At 67.3% G+C, this 25,282-nt stretch carries 12 protein-coding genes; 9 read left to right on the forward strand and 3 right to left on the reverse strand.

All coding sequences use genetic code 11. The features are described from left to right. Positions 1-10: 10 nt before the first annotated feature. Positions 11-925, reverse strand: a complete 915-nt coding sequence (locus CAL12_RS16120) for a LysR family transcriptional regulator (RefSeq protein WP_086065566.1) — start codon at positions 923-925, stop codon at positions 11-13. Positions 926-1,056: 131 nt separating this feature from the next. Here CAL12_RS16120 and CAL12_RS16125 point away from each other — a divergent pair, with 131 nt between their 5' ends. Further along, positions 1,057-2,082, forward strand: coding sequence for a zinc-dependent alcohol dehydrogenase family protein (locus tag CAL12_RS16125; RefSeq protein WP_086065567.1), 1,026 nt, complete (start codon positions 1,057-1,059; stop codon positions 2,080-2,082). Positions 2,083-2,171: 89 nt separating this feature from the next. Here the strand turns inward: CAL12_RS16125 and CAL12_RS16130 are convergent, their stop codons facing one another. After that, positions 2,172-3,833, reverse strand: coding sequence for an ATP-dependent DNA ligase (locus CAL12_RS16130; RefSeq protein WP_086065568.1), 1,662 nt, complete (start codon positions 3,831-3,833; stop codon positions 2,172-2,174). Beyond that, positions 3,830-4,981 carry a ligase-associated DNA damage response exonuclease gene (locus CAL12_RS16135; protein ID WP_086067928.1) on the reverse strand — a complete coding sequence of 384 codons (1,152 nt, stop codon included), beginning with the start codon at positions 4,979-4,981 and terminating at the stop codon, positions 3,830-3,832. Before CAL12_RS16135 ends, CAL12_RS16130 begins: the two co-directional genes overlap by 4 nt. Before the next feature lie 447 nt (positions 4,982-5,428). Between CAL12_RS16135 and glgA the strand changes: the two genes are divergently transcribed. From glgA to treY, 8 genes are all read left to right on the forward strand, one after another. Then, positions 5,429-7,051, forward strand: coding sequence for a glycogen synthase GlgA (gene glgA / locus CAL12_RS16140; RefSeq protein ID WP_086065569.1), 1,623 nt, complete (start codon positions 5,429-5,431; stop codon positions 7,049-7,051). 261 nt (positions 7,052-7,312) lie between these two features. Next, entirely contained in the window at positions 7,313-10,777 is a 3,465-nt protein-coding gene (locus CAL12_RS16145; protein ID WP_086065570.1) for a maltotransferase domain-containing protein, read from the forward strand. Between the two features lie 57 nt (positions 10,778-10,834). Beyond that, a complete protein-coding gene (treS, locus tag CAL12_RS16150; protein ID WP_086065571.1) occupies positions 10,835-14,182 on the forward strand; it encodes a maltose alpha-D-glucosyltransferase in 3,348 nt (1,115 codons plus the stop codon). Positions 14,183-14,198: 16 nt separating this feature from the next. Further along, entirely contained in the window at positions 14,199-16,412 is a 2,214-nt protein-coding gene (glgB, locus tag CAL12_RS16155; RefSeq protein ID WP_086065572.1) for a 1,4-alpha-glucan branching protein GlgB, read from the forward strand. 7 nt (positions 16,413-16,419) lie between these two features. Further along, positions 16,420-18,528 (forward strand): glycogen debranching protein GlgX, encoded by a 2,109-nt coding sequence (gene glgX / locus CAL12_RS16160; RefSeq protein ID WP_086065573.1) that lies wholly within the window; start codon positions 16,420-16,422, stop codon positions 18,526-18,528. Beyond that, positions 18,525-20,396 (forward strand): malto-oligosyltrehalose trehalohydrolase, encoded by a 1,872-nt coding sequence (gene treZ, locus CAL12_RS16165; RefSeq protein WP_086065574.1) that lies wholly within the window; start codon positions 18,525-18,527, stop codon positions 20,394-20,396. The genes glgX and treZ overlap by 4 nt, the downstream gene beginning before the upstream one ends. Then, complete coding sequence (gene malQ / locus CAL12_RS16170) at positions 20,393-22,525, forward strand: 4-alpha-glucanotransferase (RefSeq protein ID WP_086065575.1); 2,133 nt, start codon at positions 20,393-20,395, stop codon at positions 22,523-22,525. Before treZ ends, malQ begins: the two co-directional genes overlap by 4 nt. Next, positions 22,522-25,221: a malto-oligosyltrehalose synthase gene (treY, locus tag CAL12_RS16175; RefSeq protein WP_086065576.1), complete on the forward strand. Its 2,700-nt coding sequence runs from the start codon at positions 22,522-22,524 to the stop codon at positions 25,219-25,221. Before malQ ends, treY begins: the two co-directional genes overlap by 4 nt. The last annotated feature ends 61 nt before the right edge of the window (positions 25,222-25,282 follow it).

Consider the following 25,282-nt stretch of genomic DNA (forward strand, 5'->3'; position numbering starts at 1 on the left):
GCGTGAGCCATCAGCCTGGGCCAGCGGCGCCAGAACCGTCCAGCCTGAAGAAATCAATGAAGGCCCTGAGCGGTGCGGGCGTATAGGCCCTTTCGGGATAATAAATATAGAGGCCTGAAAATGGTTTGCACCATTCGTCCAGGACGCGGATCAATTGCCCCGATTCCAGGAAGGACGCCACGAAGCTTTCAGGCAGAAAAGCGAGAGCAGCGCCCTGCAGCGCACTCGCAAGCAGGATGTCCGAATCGTTGACAGTCAGCACGTTGCGGACCTCGACATCCAGCGGCCCGTCCGGGCCAACAAAATTCCAGCGATAAAGCGCGCCCGTATCGTCCCACCGATAGGTCACGCACCGATGATCCCGCAAGTCCCGCGGCGTATCGGGTGGCGGCCGTTGCGCGAAATAGGCCGGCGCACCGACGACGGCCATCCGCAGATCCGGCGTCAGCCGCACCGCGACCATATCCTGGTGCAGCGCCGCGCCCACACGAACGCCAGCGTCGAATCCCTTGGCGACCACGTCGACCATGTTGTCGTCGACGACCAGATCGAGCTCGACGTCCGGATAGGCTCTCGTGAACGCCTTGAGTTCAGGCAGCACGACAAGATGCGCTGTTATCTGCGGCAGGTTGATCCGAACGACGCCCTTCGGCCGCGTCTGATGGCTTGCGCTATCGCGAACAGCCCCCTCGATCGCGCCTATTCCCTGTCGCAAGCGCTCGAACAGCGTCTGGCCGGCCTCGGTCGGGGCCACGCTGCGGGTGGTGCGATTGAGCAGCCTGACTGCCAGCCGCTCTTCCAGGGAACGGATGGTCCGGCTCAAGGCCGAGGGCGACACGCCAAGCTGCCTGGCCGCACGTCGAAAGCTCCTTTCCTGCGCGACCGCCACGAACGCGTTCAGCTCAGCGAATTCGGCCCCCGTCATTGTGTCCTCCCGACGCAACAGATCATGCCGATTGTAGGGGATTATTGTTTACAGTCCGGCCGCTCATAATTCCGGCGCGTGCCCTTCCCCGGGCTACGCGAATACGAAAACACACCCACCAGGAATAAACGATGAGCACTACGATGCGGCGTTGGGAAATCGACGCACTCGGACGAGACCACCTGAAACTGCGCGAGGTCGAGATGCCCGATCCAGCGCCGCGGCAGGTTCTGGTGAAGGTTTCGGCCGTGGCCCTGAACTATCGCGACAAAATGGTCATCGAGTCCGGTCGCGGCCTGCCGCTTGGCTTCCCATTCACGCCGGGCTCAGATTTGGCGGGACAGGTCGTGCAACTCGGCGGGGAAAGCACCCGCTTCGCTGTGGGTGACCGCGTCATCTCCCAATTCACGCCGGACTGGATAGACGGGCTACGGCCTGGCGACGCGCGCACCCCGGGGTATCGCACACTGGGAGGCTTCTATCCGGGGGTTTTGGCCGAGTATGTCGCCCTGCCCGAAGACTGGCTCGTGCGGGCTCCCGAAACGCTCGCCGACTGGCAGGCTTGCACCCTGCCCTGCGCCGGCGTCACCGCATGGTTCGCACTGGTCGAACGCGCCGGCGTGCGGGCTGGCGACACCGTGCTCATCCCCAGCACGGGCGGCGTAGCGCTATTCGGCCTGCAGATCGCCAAAGCGCATGGCGCGCAGGTCATCGTCTCCGGCAATTCCGGCAACGAAGCCCGCACGCGGGCCCTGGGCGCGGATCATTATGTCGACCGCGATCGGGAAGACTGGGTGGAGGCGATATACCAGCTGACCGGGAATCGCGGTGCCGACCATGTTCTGGAGGTGATCGGCGGCTCCCATCTCGGCAAGGCGGTACAGGTCGCGGCCGTGGGCGGGCACATATGCCAGATCGGCGCTTTGGACGGTTTCGATCTAAGTGCCCCGGCAATGCCATTGATGATCAAGGACGTCACCATACATGGGATAGGGACCGGCAGCCGCAAGGCCCTGGAGCGGCTGGTCCGCGCGGTAGACCTGAACGGGATCAGGCCGGTCGTTGATACGCGCTATCCGTTCGCCGATCTTTCAGCGGCTTTCGATCATCTGGATCGAGGTGCGTACGGGAAGATCGTCATTGACGTCGCCGGATGATCGATGAGCTTGTCCCTATTCCTAATCCCCTTACTTGTTCTTCGGAATCAGCCGCGACTGGCAGGAATGGGGCCGCGACCCCGACATCGTCAAGCGCCCTCGCGCGACACATCTGGCAACAACGCCGCCAGCGTCTCCAAGGTATCCGCGTCCTGCGGCGTCTTGTCCTGCCGCCACCGCAGCATGCGCGGGAAGCGCACCGCGATACCGCTCTTGTGCCGCGCACTGCGTGCGATGCCCTCGAACCCGAGTTCGAATACTTGTGTGGGTTCCAGGCTGCGGACCGGGCCGAACTTCTCGATGGTGGTTTTGCGCACGATGGCGTCGACCTGGCGGATTTCCTGGTCGGTCAGGCCGGAATATGCCTTGGCGAAGGGAACCAGCCGGCGTTCCGGCGCTTCCGGCGGCGCGTCCCAGACGGCGAAGGTGTAATCGGTATATAGACTGGCCCGCCGGCCATGGCCGCGCTGGGCGTAGATCAATACGGCGTCGACGGAAAACGGATCGACCTTCCATTTCCACCAGACGCCGCTTTCCTTGGTACGGCCGACGCCGTAGTGCGCGTCCGCGGCCTTCAGCATCATGCCTTCCACGCCCAGGGCCCGCGAAGCTTCACGCTGGCGCGCCAGGTCCTGCCAATCCGCGCCATGCAACAGCGGCGACAGGACCAGCGCGGGATCCTGGATGCCGGCAGCCAGCCGTTCCAGCATGGCGCGCCGCTCGGCCTGCGGCCGGCCGCGCAGGTCTTCGCCGTCCAGTTCCAGCAGATCGTAGGCGAGCAGCACGACGGGCGCGTCGGCCAGCAGCTTGGCGCCGACCGACTTGCGGCCCAGGCGCTGTTGCAGGTGGGCGAAGGGCTGCACCCTGTCCTCTTTCCAGACGACGATTTCGCCGTCCAGCACGGCGCCTTCCGGCAGGCGGTTGCCCAGGCGCAGCAGCTCCGGAAAGCGCTCGGTGACGAGTTCTTCGCCGCGCGACCAGACCCAGGTCTGTTCGGCGCGGCGCACCAACTGAGCGCGGATGCCGTCCCACTTCCATTCGATCTGCCAGCCCGATGGCGGGCCGAGCAGGTCCGGGAAGGCAGCGGGATCGCTGTTCAGGGGATGGGCCAGGAAGAACGGATACGGCTGCCCGTCCAGGCGGGCCTGGCCTTCGTGCGTGACGGGTTCGAGCAGGCGCTGGAACACTTCCGCCTGCGGGCGGGCGCCGATGTCGGTGTAGCCGATCAGGCGCTGCGCCATGTGGCGGGTTTCGACGCCGGCGACTTCAGCCAAGGCCCGGGTCAGGAGCAGCTTGGACACGCCCACGCGCATGGAACCGGTCATCAGCTTGGCGCAGACGAAGCGGCCGTGCTGGTCCAGGCGGGCGAACAGGTCTTTCAGGCGGTGGACGATTTCGGCCGGCGGCAGGCCCCGCAGCGGCAGCAGCCGTTCCTCCACCCACTCCGTCAGGCTGGCGGTATCCGAGACTCCAGGGTCGGGCAGCAGCAGCGACAGTGTTTCGGCCAGGTCGCCGACGGCCTGGTAGCTTTCTTCGAACAGCCATTCCGGGACGCCGGCGGCATCGGTGATGAACTGCCGCAGTACCTTGGTCGGAACCAGTTGGCGCGGCTTGCCGCCCGCCAGGAAATAGGCGGCCCAGGCGCCGTCGGCCGGCGGGGCGGCCCGGAAATAATCGCGCATGGCCGCCAGCTTGGCGTTGCTGGACGTGGTTGCATCCAGCCGGGTATAGAGATCGGCGAAATCCTTCACGAGGCCGGGTCCTCCGGGTCATCGCCGGCATCCGGGTCGGACGGCAATCGCGCCCGCGTTTCGCTTGCCGCCTGAGCGGATGCCACGGCCTCCGCGCCGTCCGAGGCGACTTCGTCGCTTGCGTCGGCCCTGGTGGCGCCTTGCTCCTTGTCCGGACCACCCTCGTCCTCCTCCGCCCCGTACTCGGTGGTGAAGGATTCCCCGCGCAGGCCCAGCTCGTTCAGCCAGCGCACCAGGACGGCGACGCTGCCATGGGTAACGATGACCCGCTCGGCGCCCGTGGCGCGGATGGCCTTGCCCAAGCCCGGCCAATCCGCGTGGTCGGACATCACGAACCCTCGATCCACGCCGCGCCGGCGGCGCGCGCCGCGCAAGCGCATCCAGCCGCTGGCGAATGCGTCGGCGTGCTCGCCGAATCGCCGGGTCCACGGCGTACCCCGCGCGGACGGCGGCGCCAACACCAATGCCCGGCGCAAATCCGCCGGATCGGCGATCTCCGACACGGTGATGGTGGGCGGCATGACGACGCCGGATGTCCGATATACCCGGTTCAGCCCTTCCACCGCGCCATGCGCGACGATCGGCCCGATCGACGCATCCAGCCCATGCAGGATCCGCTGGGCCTTGCCAAAGGCATAGCAATATAGGATCGACGCCCGGCCTTCGGCGGCATTGGCGGCCCACCAGGCATTGATGTCGGCCCGCACCTGCGCCACGTCATCCCAGCGATAGACCGGCAGGCCGAAGGTCGATTCGGTAATGAAGACGTCACACGGTACGGGCTCGAAGGGGTCGCAGGTGCCGTCTTCCTGCAGCTTGTAGTCGCCCGACGCGACCCAGACCTGGCCGCCATGCTCCAACCGCACCTGCGCCGACCCCAAAACATGCCCGGCGGGAAAAAGGGTAATGCGCACGCCGTTATGTACACGCGTTTCGCCGTAGGGCATGGCATCCAGGTCGACGTCGCCGACCCGCGCACGCAAGACGCCCGCACCGGCCGCCGACGCCAGGTAATGGGCGTGGCCCGCGCGTGCGTGATCGGAATGCGCATGCGTAATGATGGCGCGTTCGACCGGCCGCCAGGGGTCGATGTAGAAATCACCGGGTGGGCAATACAGGCCTTCGGGTCGTGCGACGATCAAATCCATGAAGTTCACAGTGCGGTGTTGCTTGGGGCGATGGCCAGGGCGCGTCGCCACGCATGATCGAGCTCTTGATCAACCTCAAGGCGTCCGCCTGTTGGCCGAGCTAGTCTGCCCGGGCAAGGCGCCCGTCCGGCGCGAAGCAAGCCGCAAGCCGGAAAGTGGCCGCACGGGTTACCAAAGTACACATCGTGGCAGGCTGACCATGAGCAAAATAGCTGTTGACTCCCCGTTCCCATCACCTTGGGCACGCTGCTTGCCAAGATACATGCATCCGGTCCCGAGCCGGTTGCGGATAGCAGCGAAGCATCGCGTATAGAAATTACGTTGCGTGTCATTTTCTACGCGAGAGACAGTAGCAATCGTTACCCGTCGCCGTCTCCCGGCCTCCCCGTTGTCTTCGCCTGGCGCGTCCCAACTTTTTATCCGGACGCGTTTTCATTGGAGTAGGTAATCGTGTCGCGAAAAATCCTGGCTGTTACGTCGGAAGCGTTTCCCCTGGCAAAGACCGGGGGCCTGGGTGACGCCGTCAGCGGCATGGCGCGCGCCCTTCACGAAAGCGGCACGGCCATTACGCTGATGTTGCCCGCCTATCGCGGCACCATCGAAAAATTGACGCAGGTCAGGGAAATCGCCCGCTTGCGCCGCCTGCCCGGCGGCGAAGCGCGGCTGCTACACGGCATCTGCCCGGCGCTGGGCGGCGTGCCGGTGCTGCTCTTGCAGAACGACAAGCTGTACGACCGCGACACGCTGTACACCGACGCGGAAGGCCGCGAATACGAGGACAACGGCATCCGCTTCGCGGCGCTGGCGCACGCCGCCGCTCGCGTGGCCGCCGGCACCACGCGCATCCCCCGCCCCGATATTGTGCATGCGCACGACTGGCACACCGGTCTGGTGCCTATGCTGGTGCGTGACAAGGGCATCAACGTGCGCACGGTGCTCACCATCCACAATATGGCCTTCCAGGGCGTGTACCCCATGCATATGGCTGACGCCATGGGCATCCACCCGCGCCACCTGACGGTGGAAGGCATCGAGTACTGGGGCCAGCTCAGCTTCCTGAAAGCGGGCATCCGGCACGCGGACCGCATCACCACGGTCAGCCACACCTATGCGCGCGAGATCCTGACCGAACGCTTCGGCTGCGGGCTGGAAGGCGTGCTGGCGACGCGCCTGCACGACCTGCTGGCCGTGCCGAACGGCATCGATCCGGAAGAATGGGATCCCGCCAATGACGTCCACCTGGACGGTTATGCCTTCAGCGCTTCCAATATGGACAACAAGCCGCGCTGCAAGGTGCGTCTGCAGCGGCACTTCGGTCTGACGGAAAACCCGCGTGCGCCGGTGCTGGTCATGGGCAGCCGCCTGACCAGCCAGAAAATGGCTGACCTGGCGGTACAGGCCATTCCCCGCATGCTGGACGATTATCCCGACCTGCAGGTTGCCGTGCTCGGCCAGGGCGAAAAATGGATAGAAGCGGCGCTGCGCCAGTTGCAGCGCTGCTATCCGGGCCGCTGCGCCGCGCGCATCGGCTTCGACGAAGAAACCGCGCATATCCTGCACGCCGGCGGCGACATGCTGCTGCACGGCAGCCGCTTCGAACCCTTCGGGCTGACGCCGCTGTACGCGATGCGCTACGGCACCATACCCATCGGCTCGCGTGTCGGCGGGATGGCGGACACCATTACGGACCCGGGCGTGCGCGCGGGCCGCGATGCCATGCGCAACGCGACGGGCGTGCTGTTCGACGGCGAAACCGCGGATGCCATGGCCGGCGCCATTACGCGTGCGATCAGCCTGTACCGCCGCCCCGCCATCTGGCAGGCGATGCGCCACCGCGCCATGACCACCGATTTCAGTTGGGAACGCGTCGTCCCGAGCTATGACAGCCTGTATCGGTCGTTGATGCCGGACGATGCCGTCCAGCAGACGCCTGCCGCCGTGCCCGCTCCCATCCGGCCTTCCCTGCTGGATCAGGTCACCGCCGCCGCGCGCCCGCTGGCCGTGGTCGGAATCGGCGGTCGATCCGGCAAGGACGCCGCGCCCAGCGCGCTGACCGCCGGCGCTGCTTGAGGGACTCCGCCAATTGGTGGATAGGGCCACTCCGCCAACGGTGGAGCTGCCTGCGCGCCATTGGCGGATTGCCGTCCGCAGCGCACGGATAGGCGAACGGCAATCCGACCGGCTTATCGTCGACGACAACCCACCATCGCGTCCGGGCCTTGCGCTTGCGACGCGATGGCCGCGTCCGGGCCTCTGGCTTGCGATGCCGCAGCCGCGGCCCGCGGCCGTGCCCGTCACCTATCGATCAACGAGACACTCTACGAGCCCTAAATGCGCATTTATTACGTCCATCCCGTGCTCGCCGGTCCGCTTTCCAACAATGCCGCCGGGCGCTGGCCGGCGATATGCGCGCGCGCCAAGGCGCTGGGATTCGACACGCTGATGGTGGCGCCCCTGGGCGCGCCCGATCCTGCCGGCAATCCTTACGTGCCCAGCGATCCCGGGCGCTTGAATCCCGCGCTGGGCCAGCTGGCGCTGGACGAAACCTTGGCCACCTTGTCCGCGCTATGTGACAAACACCGGCTGGCGCTGATGGTGGACCTGGTACTGGACCGTGTGGCGGCGGACGGCGCGATGGCGCAGGCGCATCCGGACTGGTACGAGCATCCCGAAGGCGTGGATGCGCTGCTCGATCCGCGCAAGCCGCTGGAAGAGCGCCATGCCCTGCCGCTGCGCCGCGAAGGCGGCGCTGCGCCCCAAGGCTTCATCGCCGATTGGGTCGAGCGCCTGGGCCTGTGGGTACAGAATGGCGTGGCGGGCTTTCGCTGCATGTCGCCGCACGGACTGAACGCCCCGGAATGGCGCGATCTGATGGAAGGCGTGCGGGCGGTGCGTCCCGATACCCGCTTCCTGGCATGGACGCCGGGGCTGAACCCGGCGCAGACCGGCCAATTGGCCGGCGCCGGCTTCGATGGCGTGTTTTCCTCGCTGCCGTGGTGGGACTATCGCTCGCCCTGGTTGATGGACGAGTACACGCGCCTGCGCCTGATCGCCCCCGTCATCGCCGCCGCGGAAGCGCCTTACGCCAAACGCGTGGCGGCCTGGCGCGACGACGCGCATGGGCGCTATCTGAACGCCGCACGGGCGATCTGGACCGCCGCGGTGGTGGGCGACGCCGGGATCTTCGTGCCGATGGGCTTCGAGGACAGCGCCGTCGAAACCATCGAACCGCATGGCGGCGACGGCAATCCCGACCTTTGGTATGGAGAAGCTTCGGCCTCCGCGGCCAACCCCGCCAACCGTGACGGGGCGCCGTCCGCGCGGGGTTCCCGGCGGCGCGCCAACGATGTCCCGGATAGCGGCCCCCACCCCACCCTCCACGGGGATATTTCGCTGGTGAACCAGTGGTTGAGCCGCACCGCGGGCGCGACAGGACCGCTGCGCAGCCTGCTCGGGCCGTTGTCGCCCGTCACCGCCTTGTTCCGCGGCGACGGCCACCCCTACGCCTTGCCCGGCAATGGCCGCGCGCCAGCGCGGCTTGTGGTGCTGAACCCCGACGATCACCACGACGCCCCCATCGATTGGGACACGCTGGCCAGCCGCCTGCCGGACACCTACGCCAGGCTGGACATGTGGGAAGCCGATCAGGCGGCCACGGAACTGCCCGAACGCCTGGCGCCCGGCGCCGTCGTGCGGCTGGGCGCCAGCCGGCTGCCGCCGGTACGCATGCCGGCGTCCGACGAAGGGCGCACGTCCGTGACCGCGGCCATGCGGGCGCCCCGAGCGGCGATCGAGCGTGTCACGCCCGCGGTCGACGATGGCGCCTTCCCGGTGAAACGCGTGGTGGACGAGCCTGTCAACGTGGAAGCCGACGTGTTCATGGATGGCCACGAGCACATCGCCGTCGCCCTGCTGTGGCGCGCCGCCGACGAACGCGGATGGCGGCGCGAGCCCATGACGCTGCTGAACAACGATCGCTGGCAAGGCCAGTTCGTGCCGCGCCGCAATGGCCGCCATTACTTCGTGGTGCAGGCATGGTCCGACACCTGGCATTCCTTCACGGAGGGTTATGCCAAGAAGCATCAGGCGGGCGTGGACATCGCGCTGGAGACGGCCGAAGGCCGCCAGGCCATCGCCGCCGCGCTCGAACGCCTGCCCGCCGACACGCCCGCCGCGGAATCGCTGCGGCACGCCTTGCGGGTGCTGGGCCATGAACCCGAAGCGCCCGCGCCCCGGCGCGGGCGCCGCAAGGCCGACGCGCCGCCGCCGCCAGTGTTCGCCGCGCCGACGCCCGAACAGGTGGCTGTCCTGCTTGCCGAGGAAACCACCGTGGCCATGCGCCAGGCTGACGCGCGCCCCTTCGAAACCACCACCCCGGTGGAATACGCCGTCACCGTGGACCGCCCGGCGGCGCGCTTCGCCAGCTGGTACGAGATCTTCCCACGCTCGCAGACCGACGATCCGGCGCGCCACGGCACATTCGACGACGTCATCCGCGAGCTGCCGCGGATACGCGCCATGGGCTTCGACACGCTGTATTTCCCGCCCATACATCCCATCGGCCGGCGCAACCGCAAGGGCCGCAACAACACCCTGACGCCGAGCGCCGACGATCCGGGCAGCCCCTACGCCATCGGTGCCGAGGAAGGCGGCCACGATGCCCTGCATCCCCAGCTGGGCTCATTGGACGATTTCAAGCGCCTGATCGACGCGGCGCATCGCCATGAACTGGAGATCGCGCTGGACTTCGCCATCCAGTGCTCGCCCGATCACCCCTGGCTGAAAGAGCACCCGGAATGGTTCGACTGGCGCCCGGACGGCTCGCTGAAGTATGCCGAGAATCCGCCCAAGAAATACGAGGACATCGTCAACGTCGACTTCTATGGTCCGCAGGCCGGCGCTTCGCGCCAGGCCGGGCTGTGGCGGGCATTGCGCGACGTGGTGCTGTTCTGGGTTGCGCAGGGCGTGCGCATCTTCCGCGTGGACAATCCGCACACCAAGCCGCTGCCCTTCTGGCAATGGATGATCGCCGACGTGCAGAGCCGTCATCCGGAAACCCTGTTCCTGTCCGAAGCCTTTACCCGGCCCAAGATGATGTACCGGCTGGCCAAGGTCGGCTTCAGCCAGTCGTACACCTACTTCACGTGGCGCGATACCAAGCAGGAACTGACGGAATACCTGACGGAGCTGAATGCCGCGCCGCCCGCGGAATTCTTCCGGCCGCATTTCTTCGTCAACACGCCGGACATCAATCCGCGCTTCCTGCAGACCTCGGGGCGCGGCGGCTTCCTGATACGCGCCGCGCTGGCCGCGACGCTGTCCGGGCTGTGGGGCGTCTATAACGGCTTCGAGCTGTGCGAAGCCTCGCCGGTGCCGGGCAAGGAGGAATACCTGGATTCGGAGAAGTACCAGATCCGCGTCTGGGACCATGACCGGCCCGGCAATATCGTGCGCGAAGTCACGCAGTTGAATGCGATACGGCGCGCCAATCCCGCCCTGCATACGCACCTGGGCGTGCGATTCCACAGTGCGTTCAACGATAACGTTTTGTTCTTTTCCAAGGCCACGGCGGAACGCGATAACGTTGTGCTCGTGGCCATCAGCCTGGATCCCCACAACGCGCAGACCGCGCAGGTGGACCTGCCGTTGTGGGAGTTCGGGCTGCCGGATCACGGCACACTTCATGCCGACGATCTGGTCGACGGTAGCCGCCAGTCCTGGCAAGGCAGGCAGCAAACCATACATCTGCATCCGGGGCAGCCGTACCGGATCTGGCGGGTCGCGGGCATGGCCTGATTCACCCGAGTCGGGCGGCCCCGTGAAAACAACAGAGACACGCAAGCGAAGCAAACCATGACCGACAGCACCGTCAATACCCCCGACCGCGATGATCCGCTCTGGTACAAGGACGCGGTCATATACCAGTTGCACCTGAAGTCGTTCTACGACGCCAACAACGATGGCGTCGGCGACTTCTCGGGGCTGATCGAGAAGCTCGACTACATCTCGCAGCTGGGCGTCAACACCATCTGGCTGCTGCCCTTCTATCCGTCGCCGCGGCGCGACGACGGCTATGACATCGCCGACTATCGCGGCGTGCACGAAGACTACGGTTCGCTGCCCGACGTGCGCAAATTCATACGCGCCGCGCACGCGCGCGGCCTGCGCGTGATCACCGAACTGGTGGTCAATCACACCTCGGACCAGCACCCCTGGTTCCAGCGCGCCCGCCGTGCCAAGCCTGGATCGGCGGCCCGCAACTACTACGTGTGGTCGGACAACGACCAAGCCTACGCCGGCACGCGCATCATCTTCCTGGATACGGAAAAGTCCAATTGGACCTGGGACCCCGTGGCGGGCGCCTATTTCTGGCACCGTTTCTATTCGCACCAGCCGGACTTGAACTACGACAATCCGCAGGTGCTGAAAGAAGTGCTGGGCGTGATGCGCTATTGGCTGGACATGGGCGTGGATGGATTGCGCCTGGATGCCGTGCCCTATCTGGTGGAACGCGAAGGGACCAACAACGAGAACCTGCCGGAAACGCATGACGTCCTGAAGAAAATCCGCGCCACGCTGGACGCCGAGTACACCAATCGCCTGTTGCTGGCGGAAGCCAACCAGTGGCCGGAAGACGCGCAGGAATACTTCGGCAAGGGCGACGAATGCCATATGTCGTTCCACTTCCCGCTGATGCCGCGCATGTACATGGCCATCGCGCGGGAAGACCGCTTTCCCATCACCGACATCATGCGGCAGACGCCGGACATCCCGGAAAACTGCCAGTGGGCCATCTTCCTGCGCAACCATGATGAATTGACGCTGGAAATGGTGACCAGCAGCGAACGCGACTACCTGTGGGACGTCTACGCCGCCGACCGCCGCGCGCGCCTGAACCTGGGCATCCGACGGCGCCTGGCGCCGCTCATGGAGCGCGACCGCCGCCGCATCGAACTGATGAACAGCCTGCTGTTGTCCATGCCTGGCACCCCGGTGATCTACTACGGCGACGAGCTGGGCATGGGCGACAACGTCCACCTGGGCGATCGCGACGGCGTGCGCACTCCGATGCAGTGGTCGCCCGATCGCAACGGCGGCTTTTCGCGTGCCGATCCGGAACGCCTGCCCCTGCCGGTCCTGATGGGTCCGCTGTACGGCTACGAAGCGGTCAACGTGGAAGCGCAGCAGCGCGATCCGCATTCCCTGTTGAACTGGACGCGCCGCATGCTGGCCACCCGCCGGCAGACGCGCGCCTTCGGCCGCGGCACCCTGCGTTTCCTGTTTCCGGGCAATCGCAAGATCCTGGCTTACCTGCGCGAATACGAGGACAGCGTCATCCTGTGCGTGGCCAACCTGTCGCGCGCGCCGCAGCCGGTGGAACTGGACCTGTCCGCCATGAACGGCCGCGTGCCGGTGGAATTGCTGGGCGGCACGCCCTTCCCCGCCATCGGCGAACTGCCCTACCTGCTGACGCTGCCGCCTTATGGCTTTTACTGGTTCGAACTGAGCACCGTGGCATCGCCGCCTTCCTGGCACGCGACGCATCCGGAACAGATGCCGGAGTACTACACCCTGGTGCTGCGGGGTCGTACCGGCTACGACCTGACGGAAGGCGCGGTGCGATCGCTGCGCCAGGACGTGCTGCCCCTGTACCTGGCGCGCCAGCGCTGGTTCCCCAAGGATCGCAAGGTCAACTTCGCCCAGGCTGCCTACGCCGTGCAGTTGAAGGACACGGAATTCGAATGCTTCATCGCCGAGCTGGAGATGGACTTCGACGGCAAGCCGGCACGTTTCCTGTTGCCGGTGGCGCTGATCTGGGGCGAGACGCTGCCGCCGATGGCGCAGCAGTACGCACTGGCGCGCGTGCGCCGCGCCGCCGAAATGGGCATGCTGACGGATGCCTACACGCTGCCTACCTTCATCCATGCGCTCGTGCGCGGACTGCGCCAGCGGCTCGAGCTGCCGGTGCCGCGCGCCAATCCGCCCTGCGTGCTGCACTTCCGCGGCGAACCGGGACTGGACGCCCTGGATCTGCCGCCCGATCCTGAAATCACCTGGTTCACCGGCGAGCAGTCCAACAGCTCGATGACGGTGGGCGGCGTGGCGATGCTGAAGCTGATCCGCCACATCGTGCCGGGCGTGCATCCGGAAGCGGAGATGACCCGCCGGCTGACGCAGGCCGGCTACACCAACAGCGCCCAATTGCTGGGCGAGATCGTCCGCATCAATGAAGACGGCACGCCGCACACGCTGGCCTTGATGCACTCGGTCATCACCAACCAGGGCGATGCCTGGGGCTGGACCCTGGAATACCTTAAGCGCACGCTGGAAGCCGGCGCGCTGACGCCCGAAAGCGCGGAAGACTACGCCGAGGACCTGAAGGGCTATATCGCCTTTGCCTCCGCCATCGGCAAGCGCCTGGGCGAGCTGCACGCGGTACTCGCCCAGGACAGCGACGATCCCGCCTTCGAGCCGCACAAGGCCACGGCCGCCGATGCGCGCAAGCGCGCGGCGGATGTGACCGCGATGCTGGATCGCGGGCTGAAGCTGCTGAAGGAGAACATCGGCAAGCTGGAAACGGCTTGCGCCGACAAGGCGCAGCGCCTGATCTCGCTGCGCGACGAACTGGTCGAAGCAATCAAGACGCTGGCCCAGAGCGAGATCGGCACGCGGCATATCCGCATCCACGGCGACTTCCACCTGGGCCAGGTGCTGGTGGCGCAAAGCGATGCCTACATCATCGACTTCGAGGGCGAACCGGCCCGCTCGCTGGAAGAACGCCGTGCCAAGAGCAGCGCGGCGCGCGACGTGGCCGGCCTGCTGCGGTCGTTCGACTACGCGGCCGCCACGGTGGCCAACGGTTTCGGTGACGCCGAAGCCAAGGCCGCCGAAGCGCAGCCCGCCGATGTCGTCCTGCGCGATCGCCGCCGCGGCCTGATCGTGCACTTCCGCGAGGTCGCCAATCAGGCCTTCCTTTCGGCGTACCGCGAAGTGTCGCGCAACGCCGAGCCGCGCTGGATGGACGACGACCAGGAAGACCCGCTCATCGACCTGGCCCTGATCGAAAAAGCCGCTTATGAAATCGCGTACGAGGCAGCCCACCGTCCCGACTGGGTCAGCATCCCCCTGAACGGCCTGGCCGCGCTGGCGGACCGCGTGCTGGCCCCGGATACGGCTTCCGGGCCCGCCAACGCAGAATAGGAACACCGGAACCAACATGACGTCAGCCTCTACCTCCGTACCCATACCCGATGCCTTGCATCGGGACATCGACGCTTTGCTCGCGGGCTGGCATGCCGATCCCTTCGGGGTGCTGGGCCCGCATCGGGAGGGCGACCGCACGGTGGTCCGTGTGCTCGCACCGAACGCGCGGCATATCGTGCTGCTGCGCGCCGACACACGGGAAGAGCTCGAATTCCAGCACGTCCGCGAAGGCTTCTTCGTCGTCGACGCCGGCGATCTTCCGCTCGGCCAGCCGGACGCCTATCGCTTGCGCATCGACTGGGGCGGGGCCGTGCAGGAGACCGAGGACGCCTACGCCTTCGGGCCCCTGCTGGGCGACCTGGACCTGTACCTGATCAGCGAAGGCCGGCATGAGTCCCTGGCCGATTGCCTGGGGTCGCACGTGACCACCGTCCAGGACGTGGAAGGCGTGCGCTTTGCCGTGTGGGCGCCGAATGCGCGACGCGTTTCCGTGGTCGGCGATTTCACTTCCTGGGACGGCCGGCGCTATCCCATGCGCCTGCGGCACAGCGCCGGCGTCTGGGAAGTGTTCATCCCCCGGCTCCAGGCCGGCGAGCGCTACAAGTACGAGATCGTGGGCGCGAACGGCAACCTGCTGCCCCTGAAGGCCGATCCCCTGGCACGCCAGACGGAAGTGCCGCCCGCCACCGCGTCGGTGGTGCCGGCGCCGGACGATTTCACGTGGACCGATGACGCATGGATGGCGGCCCGCGGCGCGCGCCAGGCGCCCGATGCGCCGATATCGGTCTATGAAGTCCACGCCGGCTCCTGGCTGCCGCGCGGCGGCGAGAGCGAAGACAGCGTCTGGGAAAGACTGGGCGACCGCCTGGTGCCGTATGCCAAGGACATGGGCTTCACGCACATCGAGCTGCTGCCCATCATGGAGCATCCCTTCGGCGGGTCCTGGGGCTACCAGCCGCTGGGGGTCTTCGCGCCGACGGCGCGGTACGGCAAACCCGCCGACTTCGCCCGCTTCATCGACCGCTGCCACGCGGCTGGGCTGGGCGTGATCCTGGACTGGGTGCCGGCGCACTTCCCCACCGACACCCATGGACTGGCGCAGTTCGACGGCACCGCGCTGTACGAATACAGCGACCCGCGCGAAGGCTTCCATCCGGACTGGAACACCCTGATCTACAACCTGGGCCGCACCGAGGTGCGCAACTTCATGGTGGCCAGCGCGCTGGAATGGGTGCGCCGCTACCACGTGGATGCGCTGCGCGTCGATGCCGTGGCGTCCATGCTGTATCGCGACTACAGCCGCAAGGCCGGCGAATGGATACCCAATCGCTACGGCGGCCGCGAAAACCTGGAAGCCGTGGATTTCCTGCGCGACATGAACGCCACGGTTGCCAAGCTATGCCCCGGCGCCATCACGGTGGCCGAGGAATCCACCGCCTGGCCCGGCGTGACGGCGCGCCCGGAAGATGGTGGCCTGGGCTTCACCTACAAGTGGAACATGGGCTGGATGCACGACACCCTGCGCTACATGCACCACGAGCCGGTGTATCGCAGCTACCATCACCACGACATGACCTTCGGGATGGTGTACGCGTATTCCGAGCGCTTCATCCTGCCCCTGTCGCACGATGAGGTCGTGCACGGCAAGGGTTCGCTGTTGAACAAGATGCCGGGCGACCGCTGGCAGCAATTCGCCAACCTGCGCGCCTATTACGGCTTCATGTGGACCCACCCCGGCCGCAAGCTGCTGTTCATGGGCGGCGAGATCGCCCAGTCGAGCGAGTGGAACCACGACGCCAGCCTGGACTGGCCCGCGCTGGACGACGGCCTGCATCGCGGCGTACAGCAATTGGTGCGGGACTTGAACCACCTGTACAGCGAGCTTACGCCGCTACACCGGCACGACGGCGACCCCAGCGGTTTCGAGTGGGTCGTGGGCGACGACAGGGGCAACAGCGTCTTCGCCTATATGCGCAAGGATGGCGATCGCCACGTGCTGGCGGTGTCCAACTTCACGCCGGTGCCCCGCCAGGACTACCGGATCGGCGTACCGCGTCCGGGTTGGTGGCGCGAACGGCTGAATACGGATGCCGGCGGGTACGGCGGGTCGAACGTGGGCAACGGCGGCGGCCGCCATACGGAAGAGATCGCCTCGCACGGGCAGGCCCAGTCGCTGTCGTTGACGCTGCCCCCCTTGGCGACGGTGATATTCGAACTGCAAGGATAGATCCCCCATGCCAGGTCCGCTACCCGACCGGCTGTCGCCTGGCCTGCCCTATCCCCTGGGCGCCAGCAGCGATGGGCTGGGCGTTAATTTCGCCGTCTTTTCGGCCAATGCCACGCGTATCGACCTCTGCATCTTCGATGCGCGAGGCCGCAAGGAAATCCGCAGGATGCCGCTGCCGGAATGCACCGACGAGGTCTGGCACGGCTATCTGCCGGACGCCGCGCCGGGACTGGTGTACGGCTACCGCGCCTACGGCCCTTACGACCCCAAGAACGGCCACCGCTTCAACCCCCACAAGCTGCTGCTGGATCCTTACGCGCGGCAGCTGGTCGGCCCGTTGCGCTGGACCGACGCCCTGTTCGGCTACCGCACCGGCCACGCCCGTGCCGACCTGACACCGGACCGGCGCGACAGCGCGCCGGCCATGCCCAAGGGCGTGGTGACGGACGACAGTTTCAACTGGGGCGAGACGCGCTCGCCGCGCACGCCCTGGGAAAACACCGTCATCTACGAAGCCCACGTGCGCGGCGTCTCGATGCGGCGCGACGATATCTGGCAGCACCTGCGCGGCACCGTCAGCGCCCTGTCGGACCCCCGCTTCATCGATCACCTGCACAAGGTCGGCGCGACGGCCATCGAATTGCTGCCGGTCCATGCCTACCTGCAGGATAAATTCCTGGTGGAAAAAGGGCTGAGCAACTATTGGGGCTACAGCACGCTATCGTATTTCGCGCCGGAGCCGGCCTATCTGCCGCAGGGCGATCCCAACGAGTTGCGCATGGCCATCCGCCGCCTGCAGGCGGCGGGCATCGAGGTCATCCTGGACGTGGTCTACAACCACACCTGCGAAGGCAACGAACTCGGACCCACGCTGTCGTGGCGCGGTTTGGACAACGCCAGCTACTACCGCCTGATCCCGGGCGACGAACGCTACTACATCAACGACACCGGTTGCGGCAACACCGTGAACCTGTCGCACCCGCGCGTACTCCAGATGGTGCTGGATTCCCTGCGGCACTGGGCGACGTCGTATCGCATCGACGGCTTCCGCTTCGACCTGGGCGTCACGCTGGGCCGCGAAGGCACGGGCTTCGATCCGGGCTCGGGGTTCTTCGACGCCATCCTGCAGGACCCGGTACTGTCGCGACTGAAACTGATCTCCGAGCCCTGGGACATCGGCCCGGACGGCTACCAGCTGGGCCAGCATCCGCCCGGCTTCGCCGAGTGGAACGACAAATTCCGCGACACGGTGCGCCGCTTCTGGCGCGGCGATCCCGGTCAGCGCGGCCACCTGGCCGAGCGCATGGCTGGTTCCAGCGACCTGTTCGACCGGCGCCATCGCCGTCCATGGGCATCGGTGAATTTCGTCGCCGCCCATGACGGCTTCACGGTGCGCGACGTGGTGAGCTACAACGAAAAGCACAACGAGGCCAACCTGGAAGACGGCCGCGACGGCCACAACGAGAACTGCAGCCGCAACTGGGGCGCCGAAGGGGCGACCGACGACCCGCAGATCCAGCACGTGCGGCGGCGCCTGCAGCGCGCCATGCTCGCCACCGTATTGCTTTCCTACGGCACGCCCATGCTGCTGGCTGGCGACGAGTTCGGCAACAGCCAGGACGGCAACAACAACGCCTACTGCCAGGACAACGCGATTTCCTGGCTGGACTGGGAGCTGGCGGGGACGCAGGAAGGGCGCGACCTGACCGCTTTCGTGGCGCGCATCGCCGCCTGCCGGCGCGAGCACGCGAGCCTGCGCAGCACCCGCTACATGAATGCGCACCAGGAAGTCGCGCCCGGCATGGCTGGGGTGACCTGGTTCGACGTGAACGGCGATCCGATGACGCAGCAGGCCTGGCACGACCCGGAAGGCCGGGCCCTGGGCTTGCGCAGGGCCATCGGCACGCATGACGGCTTCGACGTCACGCTGACACTGATGAACGGCAGCGACGTCGACGTTTCCTTCACGCTGCCGCCCGACATGACATGGCGCATGCTGGCCGATTCCACACGGCCGGAGGTGCCTGAACACAATGTGCACGGCCACCATGTGACCGTGCACGCGCATGGAATCGCACTATTAAGCGGGTACCCCCGCAGCAGGGAGCACGCATGACTAGCACCAACACATCCGTTGGCACGGACCATCGCGACGGCGCCACGGCGCGGCCGAATGCGAGCTCATCCAACGAAGCCGGCGGCCCGCACGGACTGCTGCCCTGCTTTGGCGCCTGGCATCTGGCGAACGGCCTGACACGGTTCCGGCTCTGGGCGCCCAACGCCGCGGAAGGCGTCAAGCTGGAAATCGCCGATCGCGAACCGCTGCCCATGACCGACGTCGGCGATGGCTTCTATGAAATCCAGACCCCCTGCCCGCCCGGCACCCGCTACCGCTATCGCGTCGGGCCGGAGCTGAGCGTGCCGGACCCGGCGTCGCGCCTGCAGGCCGGCGATGTCCATGACGACAGTGTCGTCACCGCCCCGGACTCCTACGCCTGGACCAACACCGGATGGCGCGGCAGGCCGTGGCGCGAAACCGTGCTGTACGAGCTGCACGCCGGCCTGGCCGGCGGCTACGCCGGCATCGAAGCCAAACTGCCGGAGCTGGCGGCGCTCGGGATCACGGCGGTCGAGCTGATGCCCATCGCCGACTTTCCCGGCCCGCGCAACTGGGGCTATGACGGCGTGTTGCCTTACGCGCCGGATTGCGCCTACGGCACGCCCGACGAGCTCAAGCGCATGATCGATACCGCGCACGGGCTGGGCATGATGGTGTTCCTGGACGTGGTCTACAACCACTTCGGGCCGGATGGCAACTACCTGTCCGCCTATGCCAGCGATTTTTTCCGTGACGACGTGCATACGCCCTGGGGCGTGGCGATCGACTTCCGCCGCCGCGCGGTGCGGCAGTTCTTTGCGGAGAACGCGCTTTACTGGCTGCACGAATTCCGCTTCGACGGCCTGCGGCTGGATGCCGTGCACGCCATCAAGGACGTGGGCTGGCTGGAGGAAATGGCCGGCTTCGTGCGCACCCACCTGCCTGCCGACCGCATCGTGCACCTGGTGCTGGAAAACGACGACAACCAGGTCCACCCGCTGGAAAACGGCTACCAGGCGCAGTGGAACGACGACGGCCACCACGTGCTGCACCAGTTGCTGACCGGCGAAAGCGAAGGCTACTACAGCGACTATGCCTCACATCCCGCGCAACGGCTGACCCGCGCGCTCAGCGATGGCTTCATCTACCAGGGCGAGACTTCCGAGCACCGCGGCGGCCCACGCGGCGAACCCAGCGCGCACCTGCCGCCGACGTCCTTCGTGCTGTTCCTGCAGAACCACGACCAGACCGGCAACCGGGCCATGGGCGAACGGCTGCTGGCGCTGGCCCGCAACGATACCCGGCCGGTGCGCGCGGCAGTGGCGCTGCTGCTGCTGGCGCCGCAGATTCCCCTGATCTTCATGGGCGAAGAACGCGGATCGACCGCGCCTTTCCTGTACTTCACCAGCCATGGCGACGCCAAGCTGGCGCAGGCGGTGCGCGACGGCCGCCGCAAGGAGTTCGAGAAATTCCGTGCGTTCGCGCATCCGGAGACACGCGACCGCATCCCCGATCCGAACGACGAGGCCACCTATACGCGTTCCAATCCCTTCCAGGCGCCGGCCGATCCGGAATGGCTGGACTACTACCAGGCGCTGCTGCAGCTGCGCCAGCGCGTCGTCGTGCCGCGCCTGGATGGCGCGCACTCGCTGGGCGCCCACGTCCTGGGACTGCGGGCCGTCGTGGCGCAATGGCTGCTGGGCGATGGCGCGGTCCTGTCGATCTACGTCAACCTGGGCACGGTGGACGTGCGGCCGGACTGGCTGCAGGAAGACCGTGGCGATGAAACGCTGCTGTTCGAAAGTGAAACCGGCGCCGGCCGCGCGCTGCGCGATGGACTGCTGCAGCACGGCGTGACGGTCGCCCTGTTGAAGGAATTGGCATGAATGCCCCAGCCATACCGGAAGACGAATCACAGGCCTTGGCACTGCTGGCGGAACGGGCCGGCATCGCCGTGGACTGGAAGGATGCCCGCGGACGCCCCCAGCGGGTGCGCGAAGAGGTCGTCCGCACCCTGCTGCACGCGCTGGAGCTGCCCGCCGGCAGCCTGCCGCAGATCAAGGACAGCATAGGCAGGCTGGCGGAAGAAAGCGGCGAGCACGACGGCTTCAGGATCGTCGACGCCGGCGCGCCCATCGTCCTGCGCGGCGTGCGCGACATGCATTTCGAACTGATAGACGAAGCCGGCGAAACCCGCGCGCTCACCGCGCATGGCATGGACGGTGGCGACGCCCACCTGCCCGTGCTGGATACCCCGGGCTATTACCGCCTGCGCGGCGATGGCCGCGAATGGACGCTGGCGGTGGCGCCAGGGCGCTGCCCCAGCGTGGGCGATGTGCTGGAAACCTCGACGCCGCGCGCCTGGGGCGTGGCCGTGCAGCTGTACAGCCTGCGCCGCGCGCACGACGGCCAGGCGACGCGCGCCGCCGGCATCGGCGATTTCACCGCCCTTGCGCAGTTGGCCGAAGCCGCAGCCGGGCGCGGCGCCGAAGCCATCGCGATCAGTCCGGTGCATGCGATGTTCGCCGCCGATCCCAGCCGCTACAGCCCGTACGCGCCATCCAGCCGCCTGTTCCTGAACAGCCTGTACGCAGACCCCTGCCAGCTGCTGGGCGAGCCGGCGGTCGGCGCGGCGATGAATGCCCTGAACCTGGGCGAGGAAATCATGCGCCTGGACGGCCTGCCCCTGGTGGACTGGCCGGCCGTGGCGCGCCTGCGCATGAAACTGATGCGCAAGCTCTACGAAGACTTCCGCACCGACGGCACAGCCGCGCTGCATGCCGATTTCGACGCCTTCCGCGCGGCCGGGGGCGAAGCGCTGGAAAGCCATGCGCGCTTCGAAGCCCTGCATGCGCGCCACCTGCCTCCCCTGGGCGACGCCACCGACTGGCGCCATTGGCCCGCCGACCTGCGGGATCCCACGGGACACGGGGTCAAGACGTGGGCCCACGCCCACGACAAGGAGGTTGCCTACCACGTCTTCCTGCAGTGGCTGGCCGCGCGCGGCCTGCAGCGGGCACAGCGCGCCGCGCTGGATGCCGGCATGCGCATCGGCCTGATCAGCGATCTGGCGGTGGGTACCGATCCCAGCGGGAGCCACGCCTGGAGCCGGCAGACCGACATCCTGTCGGACCTGTCGCCCGGCGCCCCGCCAGACGTCTACAACCCCCTGGGCCAGAGCTGGGGGTTGACCGCGTTTTCACCCCGCTCGATGCGCTTGAACGGCTATGCCGCCTTCCGCGAAATGCTGCGCGCGTCGCTGGCCTATACCGGCGGCGTGCGCATCGACCACGTGCTGGGCCTGGCCCGCATGTGGCTGGTACCACGCGATGCCTCCCCCAAGGACGGCGCCTACCTGCGTTATCCGCTGGAGGACATGCTGCGGCTGGTGGCCCTGGAAGCCTGGCGGCATCGCGCCGTCGTCGTCGGCGAAAACCTGGGCACGGTGCCTGAGGGTTTCAACGAGCGCATCGAGCGCGCCGGCATGCTGGGGATGGACGTTCTCTGGTTCCAGCGCGCCGGGTGGAGCGATCCCACGCCCTTCATGCCGCCGAATGCCTGGTCCCCGTCGTCCATCGCCCTGAGCACCACGCACGATTTGCCCACCGTGGCGGGCTGGTGGACAGGGACCGACATCGGATGGCGCGCGCGCCTGCAACTACTGGGCGACGACGAAACCGAAGACGGCCTGCACCAGCAGCGCGCACGCGATCGCGGCGCCTTGTGGCATGCCATGCGCCAGGCCGGCTGCGCGCCGGACGACGCCCCGCACGATCCGCCGCAAGAAGCGCCCATCGAGGACGTCCTGCGTTTCGTTTCGCATACCCCTTCCCCCTTGATGGTCGTCCCCACGGAAGACCTGCTGGGACTGAACGAGCAGCCCAACCTGCCCGGCACCATCGATCAACATCCCAATTGGCGTCGGCGCCTGGGCGCCGACGCGGCCCGGCTGTTCGAAAGCGAAGCCGTGCGCCGCCGCGCCGACGCCGTAGCCGATACCCGGAGCAAACCATGACCGCGCCCCGCGCAACCGTACGGCTGCAACTGCACCAGGGCTACACCCTGGCCGATGCCCGCGAGCACGTGCCCTATTTCGCCCGCCTGGGCGTCAGCCACCTCTATCTTTCGCCGATCACCCGGGCGCGCCCCGGGTCGCAACACGGCTACGACGTCGTCGACCACGCCCAGGTCAACCCCGAACTGGGCGGCGAGCCGGCGCTGCGCGCGCTGGCCGCCACGGCCCGCGAGGCCGGGCTGGGCCTGATCGTCGACATCGTGCCCAACCACATGGCGACCAGCACGGACAACCCGTGGTGGCGCAGCGTGCTGGAGCGGGGCCGCGGCAGTCCGCATGCGGAATGGTTCGACATTACCTGGGACAGCACGGACAAGGACATGCACGATAAGGTGCTCGCGCCTTTCCTGGGCAAACCCTATGGCGAAGCGCTGGCCGCGGGCGACATCGGCCTGCGTTACGACGCCCGGACGAAGCGCTGCTACGTCGATGTGCACGGTTCCCCCTATCCGCTGGATCCGGCGAGCCTGGACGATGGCGGCCCACGCGATGCCGGCGCCCTGGCGGACTTCGACCCCGCGACCGATGCCGGCCGCGAGCGGCTGCATGCCCTGCTGGAGCGCCAGCACTACCGCCTGGCGTGGTGGCGCGCGGCGCCGGAAGAAATCAACTGGCGCCGCTTCTTCGAGATTACCGACCTGATAGGCGTGCGCGTGGACCAGCCCGTGGTCTTCGACGCCGTGCACGCCATGATCCTGGGCTTCTACGAAGAAGGCCTGATCGACGGCGTGCGCGTGGACCACGTGGACGGCTTGAGCGATCCCATCGCTTATTGCGAACGCTTGCGCGCCGCGCTGGACGAGCGCGCGCAGCGCCGCCCCGCCCAGCTGCGCGACCAGGACCCGTATCTGGTCATCGAGAAGATCCTGGCCGACGACGAGACGCTGGACGACCGCTGGAAGGTCAACGGCACCACGGGCTACGACTTCATGAGTCAGGTCGGCGCGGTGCTGCATGATCCCAGCGGCGAACAAACCTTGACCGAACTGTGGGAAAGCGTATCCGGCGATCCCCGCCCGTTCACCGCCATCGCGAACGAGGCCCGCGACCTGATGATGCTGCGCCACTTCCCCGCCGAACGCCTGGCGGCGGCGCGCGCGCTGCATCGCGTGGCGCGGCTGGACCTGCGCACGCGCGACTGGGGCGAATCGGCCATCCAGCGCGTGCTCTGGGAACTGCTGTCGGTGTTCCCGGTGTACCGCATCTATGCCGACGAACGCGGCTGGCATCATATGGACCGCGTGCGCTTCGAGCACGCCGCCACCCAGGCCCATGCCCGCATCCGCCTGGACCGCGACGGCGACGACGGTCCGCTGCTGGAGCTGATGTCCGGCTGGCTGGGCGGGGAAGCGCCGGAGAACTTCCCGCCCGAGCAATGCCTGGCGCGCCGGGAGGCCGTACGCCGCTTTCAGCAACTGACGCCGCCACTGACCGCCAAATCGCTGGAAGATACCGCCTTCTACCGCTACGGCAGGCTGCTGTCGCGCAACGAGGTGGGCGCCGATCCCGGATTGTTCTGCATGGCGCCGGATGTCTTTCATCGCCGCTGCTCGTCGCGTGGCCGGCATTTCCCCCACGCCATGGTCGCCACCGCCACGCACGACCACAAGCGCGGCGAAGACACCCGCTCGCGCCTCGCCGCGCTGAGCGAGGTATCCGCGCAGTGGGCCGACACCGTGCTGGACTGGATGAACCGGCACGTGCCGGCCACGTATAGCGGCGCTGGCACGCTGTCGCCACATCCGGGCGACGTCTACATGCTCTTGCAGACCCTGGTCGCCGCCTGGCCGCTCGCGCTCGCCCCGGACGACGAAGCAGGCCTGCAGGCCTTCGGCGACCGCGTGTCGGCCTGGCAGCAGAAGGCCCTGCGCGAGGCCAAGCTGCGCACCAGCTGGGTGGTGCCGGACGCCACTTATGAAGCGGCTTGCGAGGACGTGCTGCGCAAGTTGCTGCAGCCCGCCACGGAGCCTGACTCCCCGGCCCGTGAGATCGCCGCCTTCGCCAACCGCATCGCGCCCGCCGGCGCCGTCAACAGCCTGTCGCAGACGCTCTTGCGCATGACCGTTCCGGGCGTGCCCGACCTGTACCAGGGCACCGAGTTCTGGGATTTCAGCCTGGTCGATCCGGACAACCGCGCGCCGGTTGACTATGCCGCCCGCATGGCCGCGCTGGAGGCCGGCGACGCGGACGATCCGGACGCGCTGCTGGCCAACTGGCGGGATGGCCGGCTGAAGCAGGCCATCGTGCGCGGCGCGCTGCAGGCGCGGCGCGACTATGCCGATATCTTCGCCGACGGCAATTACGTGCCCTTGCCCATCCTGGGATCGCGCGGCGCCAATATCCTGGCTTTCCTGCGTTGCCTGGAAGACCGCTGCGTGTTCGTCCTGGCGCCGCGTCTGTGCAGCCTGGGCCTGCGAGGCGAAGCGGGCGACGACCCCTCCGGCCCGTCCACCGCCCTGCCGCGTATCGATGGCGATTTCTGGGACACGACGGCCGTCGTGCTGCCGCACCGCTACGCGGGCGCGACGCTGCGCGACGCGCTCAGCGGCCGCGAGCGCCGCGTCGGCGCCGACAGCATCCTGCCGCTGGCGGAGGCGCTGGCCGATTTTCCGGTCGCGCTGCTCGTCGCCGACTGAAGCGGCGGGGCCGCCGCCCTTCTGCACACTCCAGGCCCGCCGCATGCGCTCCGGATCGGAG

The organism is Bordetella genomosp. 8, from assembly GCF_002119685.1.
GTDB lineage: Bacteria > Pseudomonadota > Gammaproteobacteria > Burkholderiales > Burkholderiaceae_B > Bordetella_C.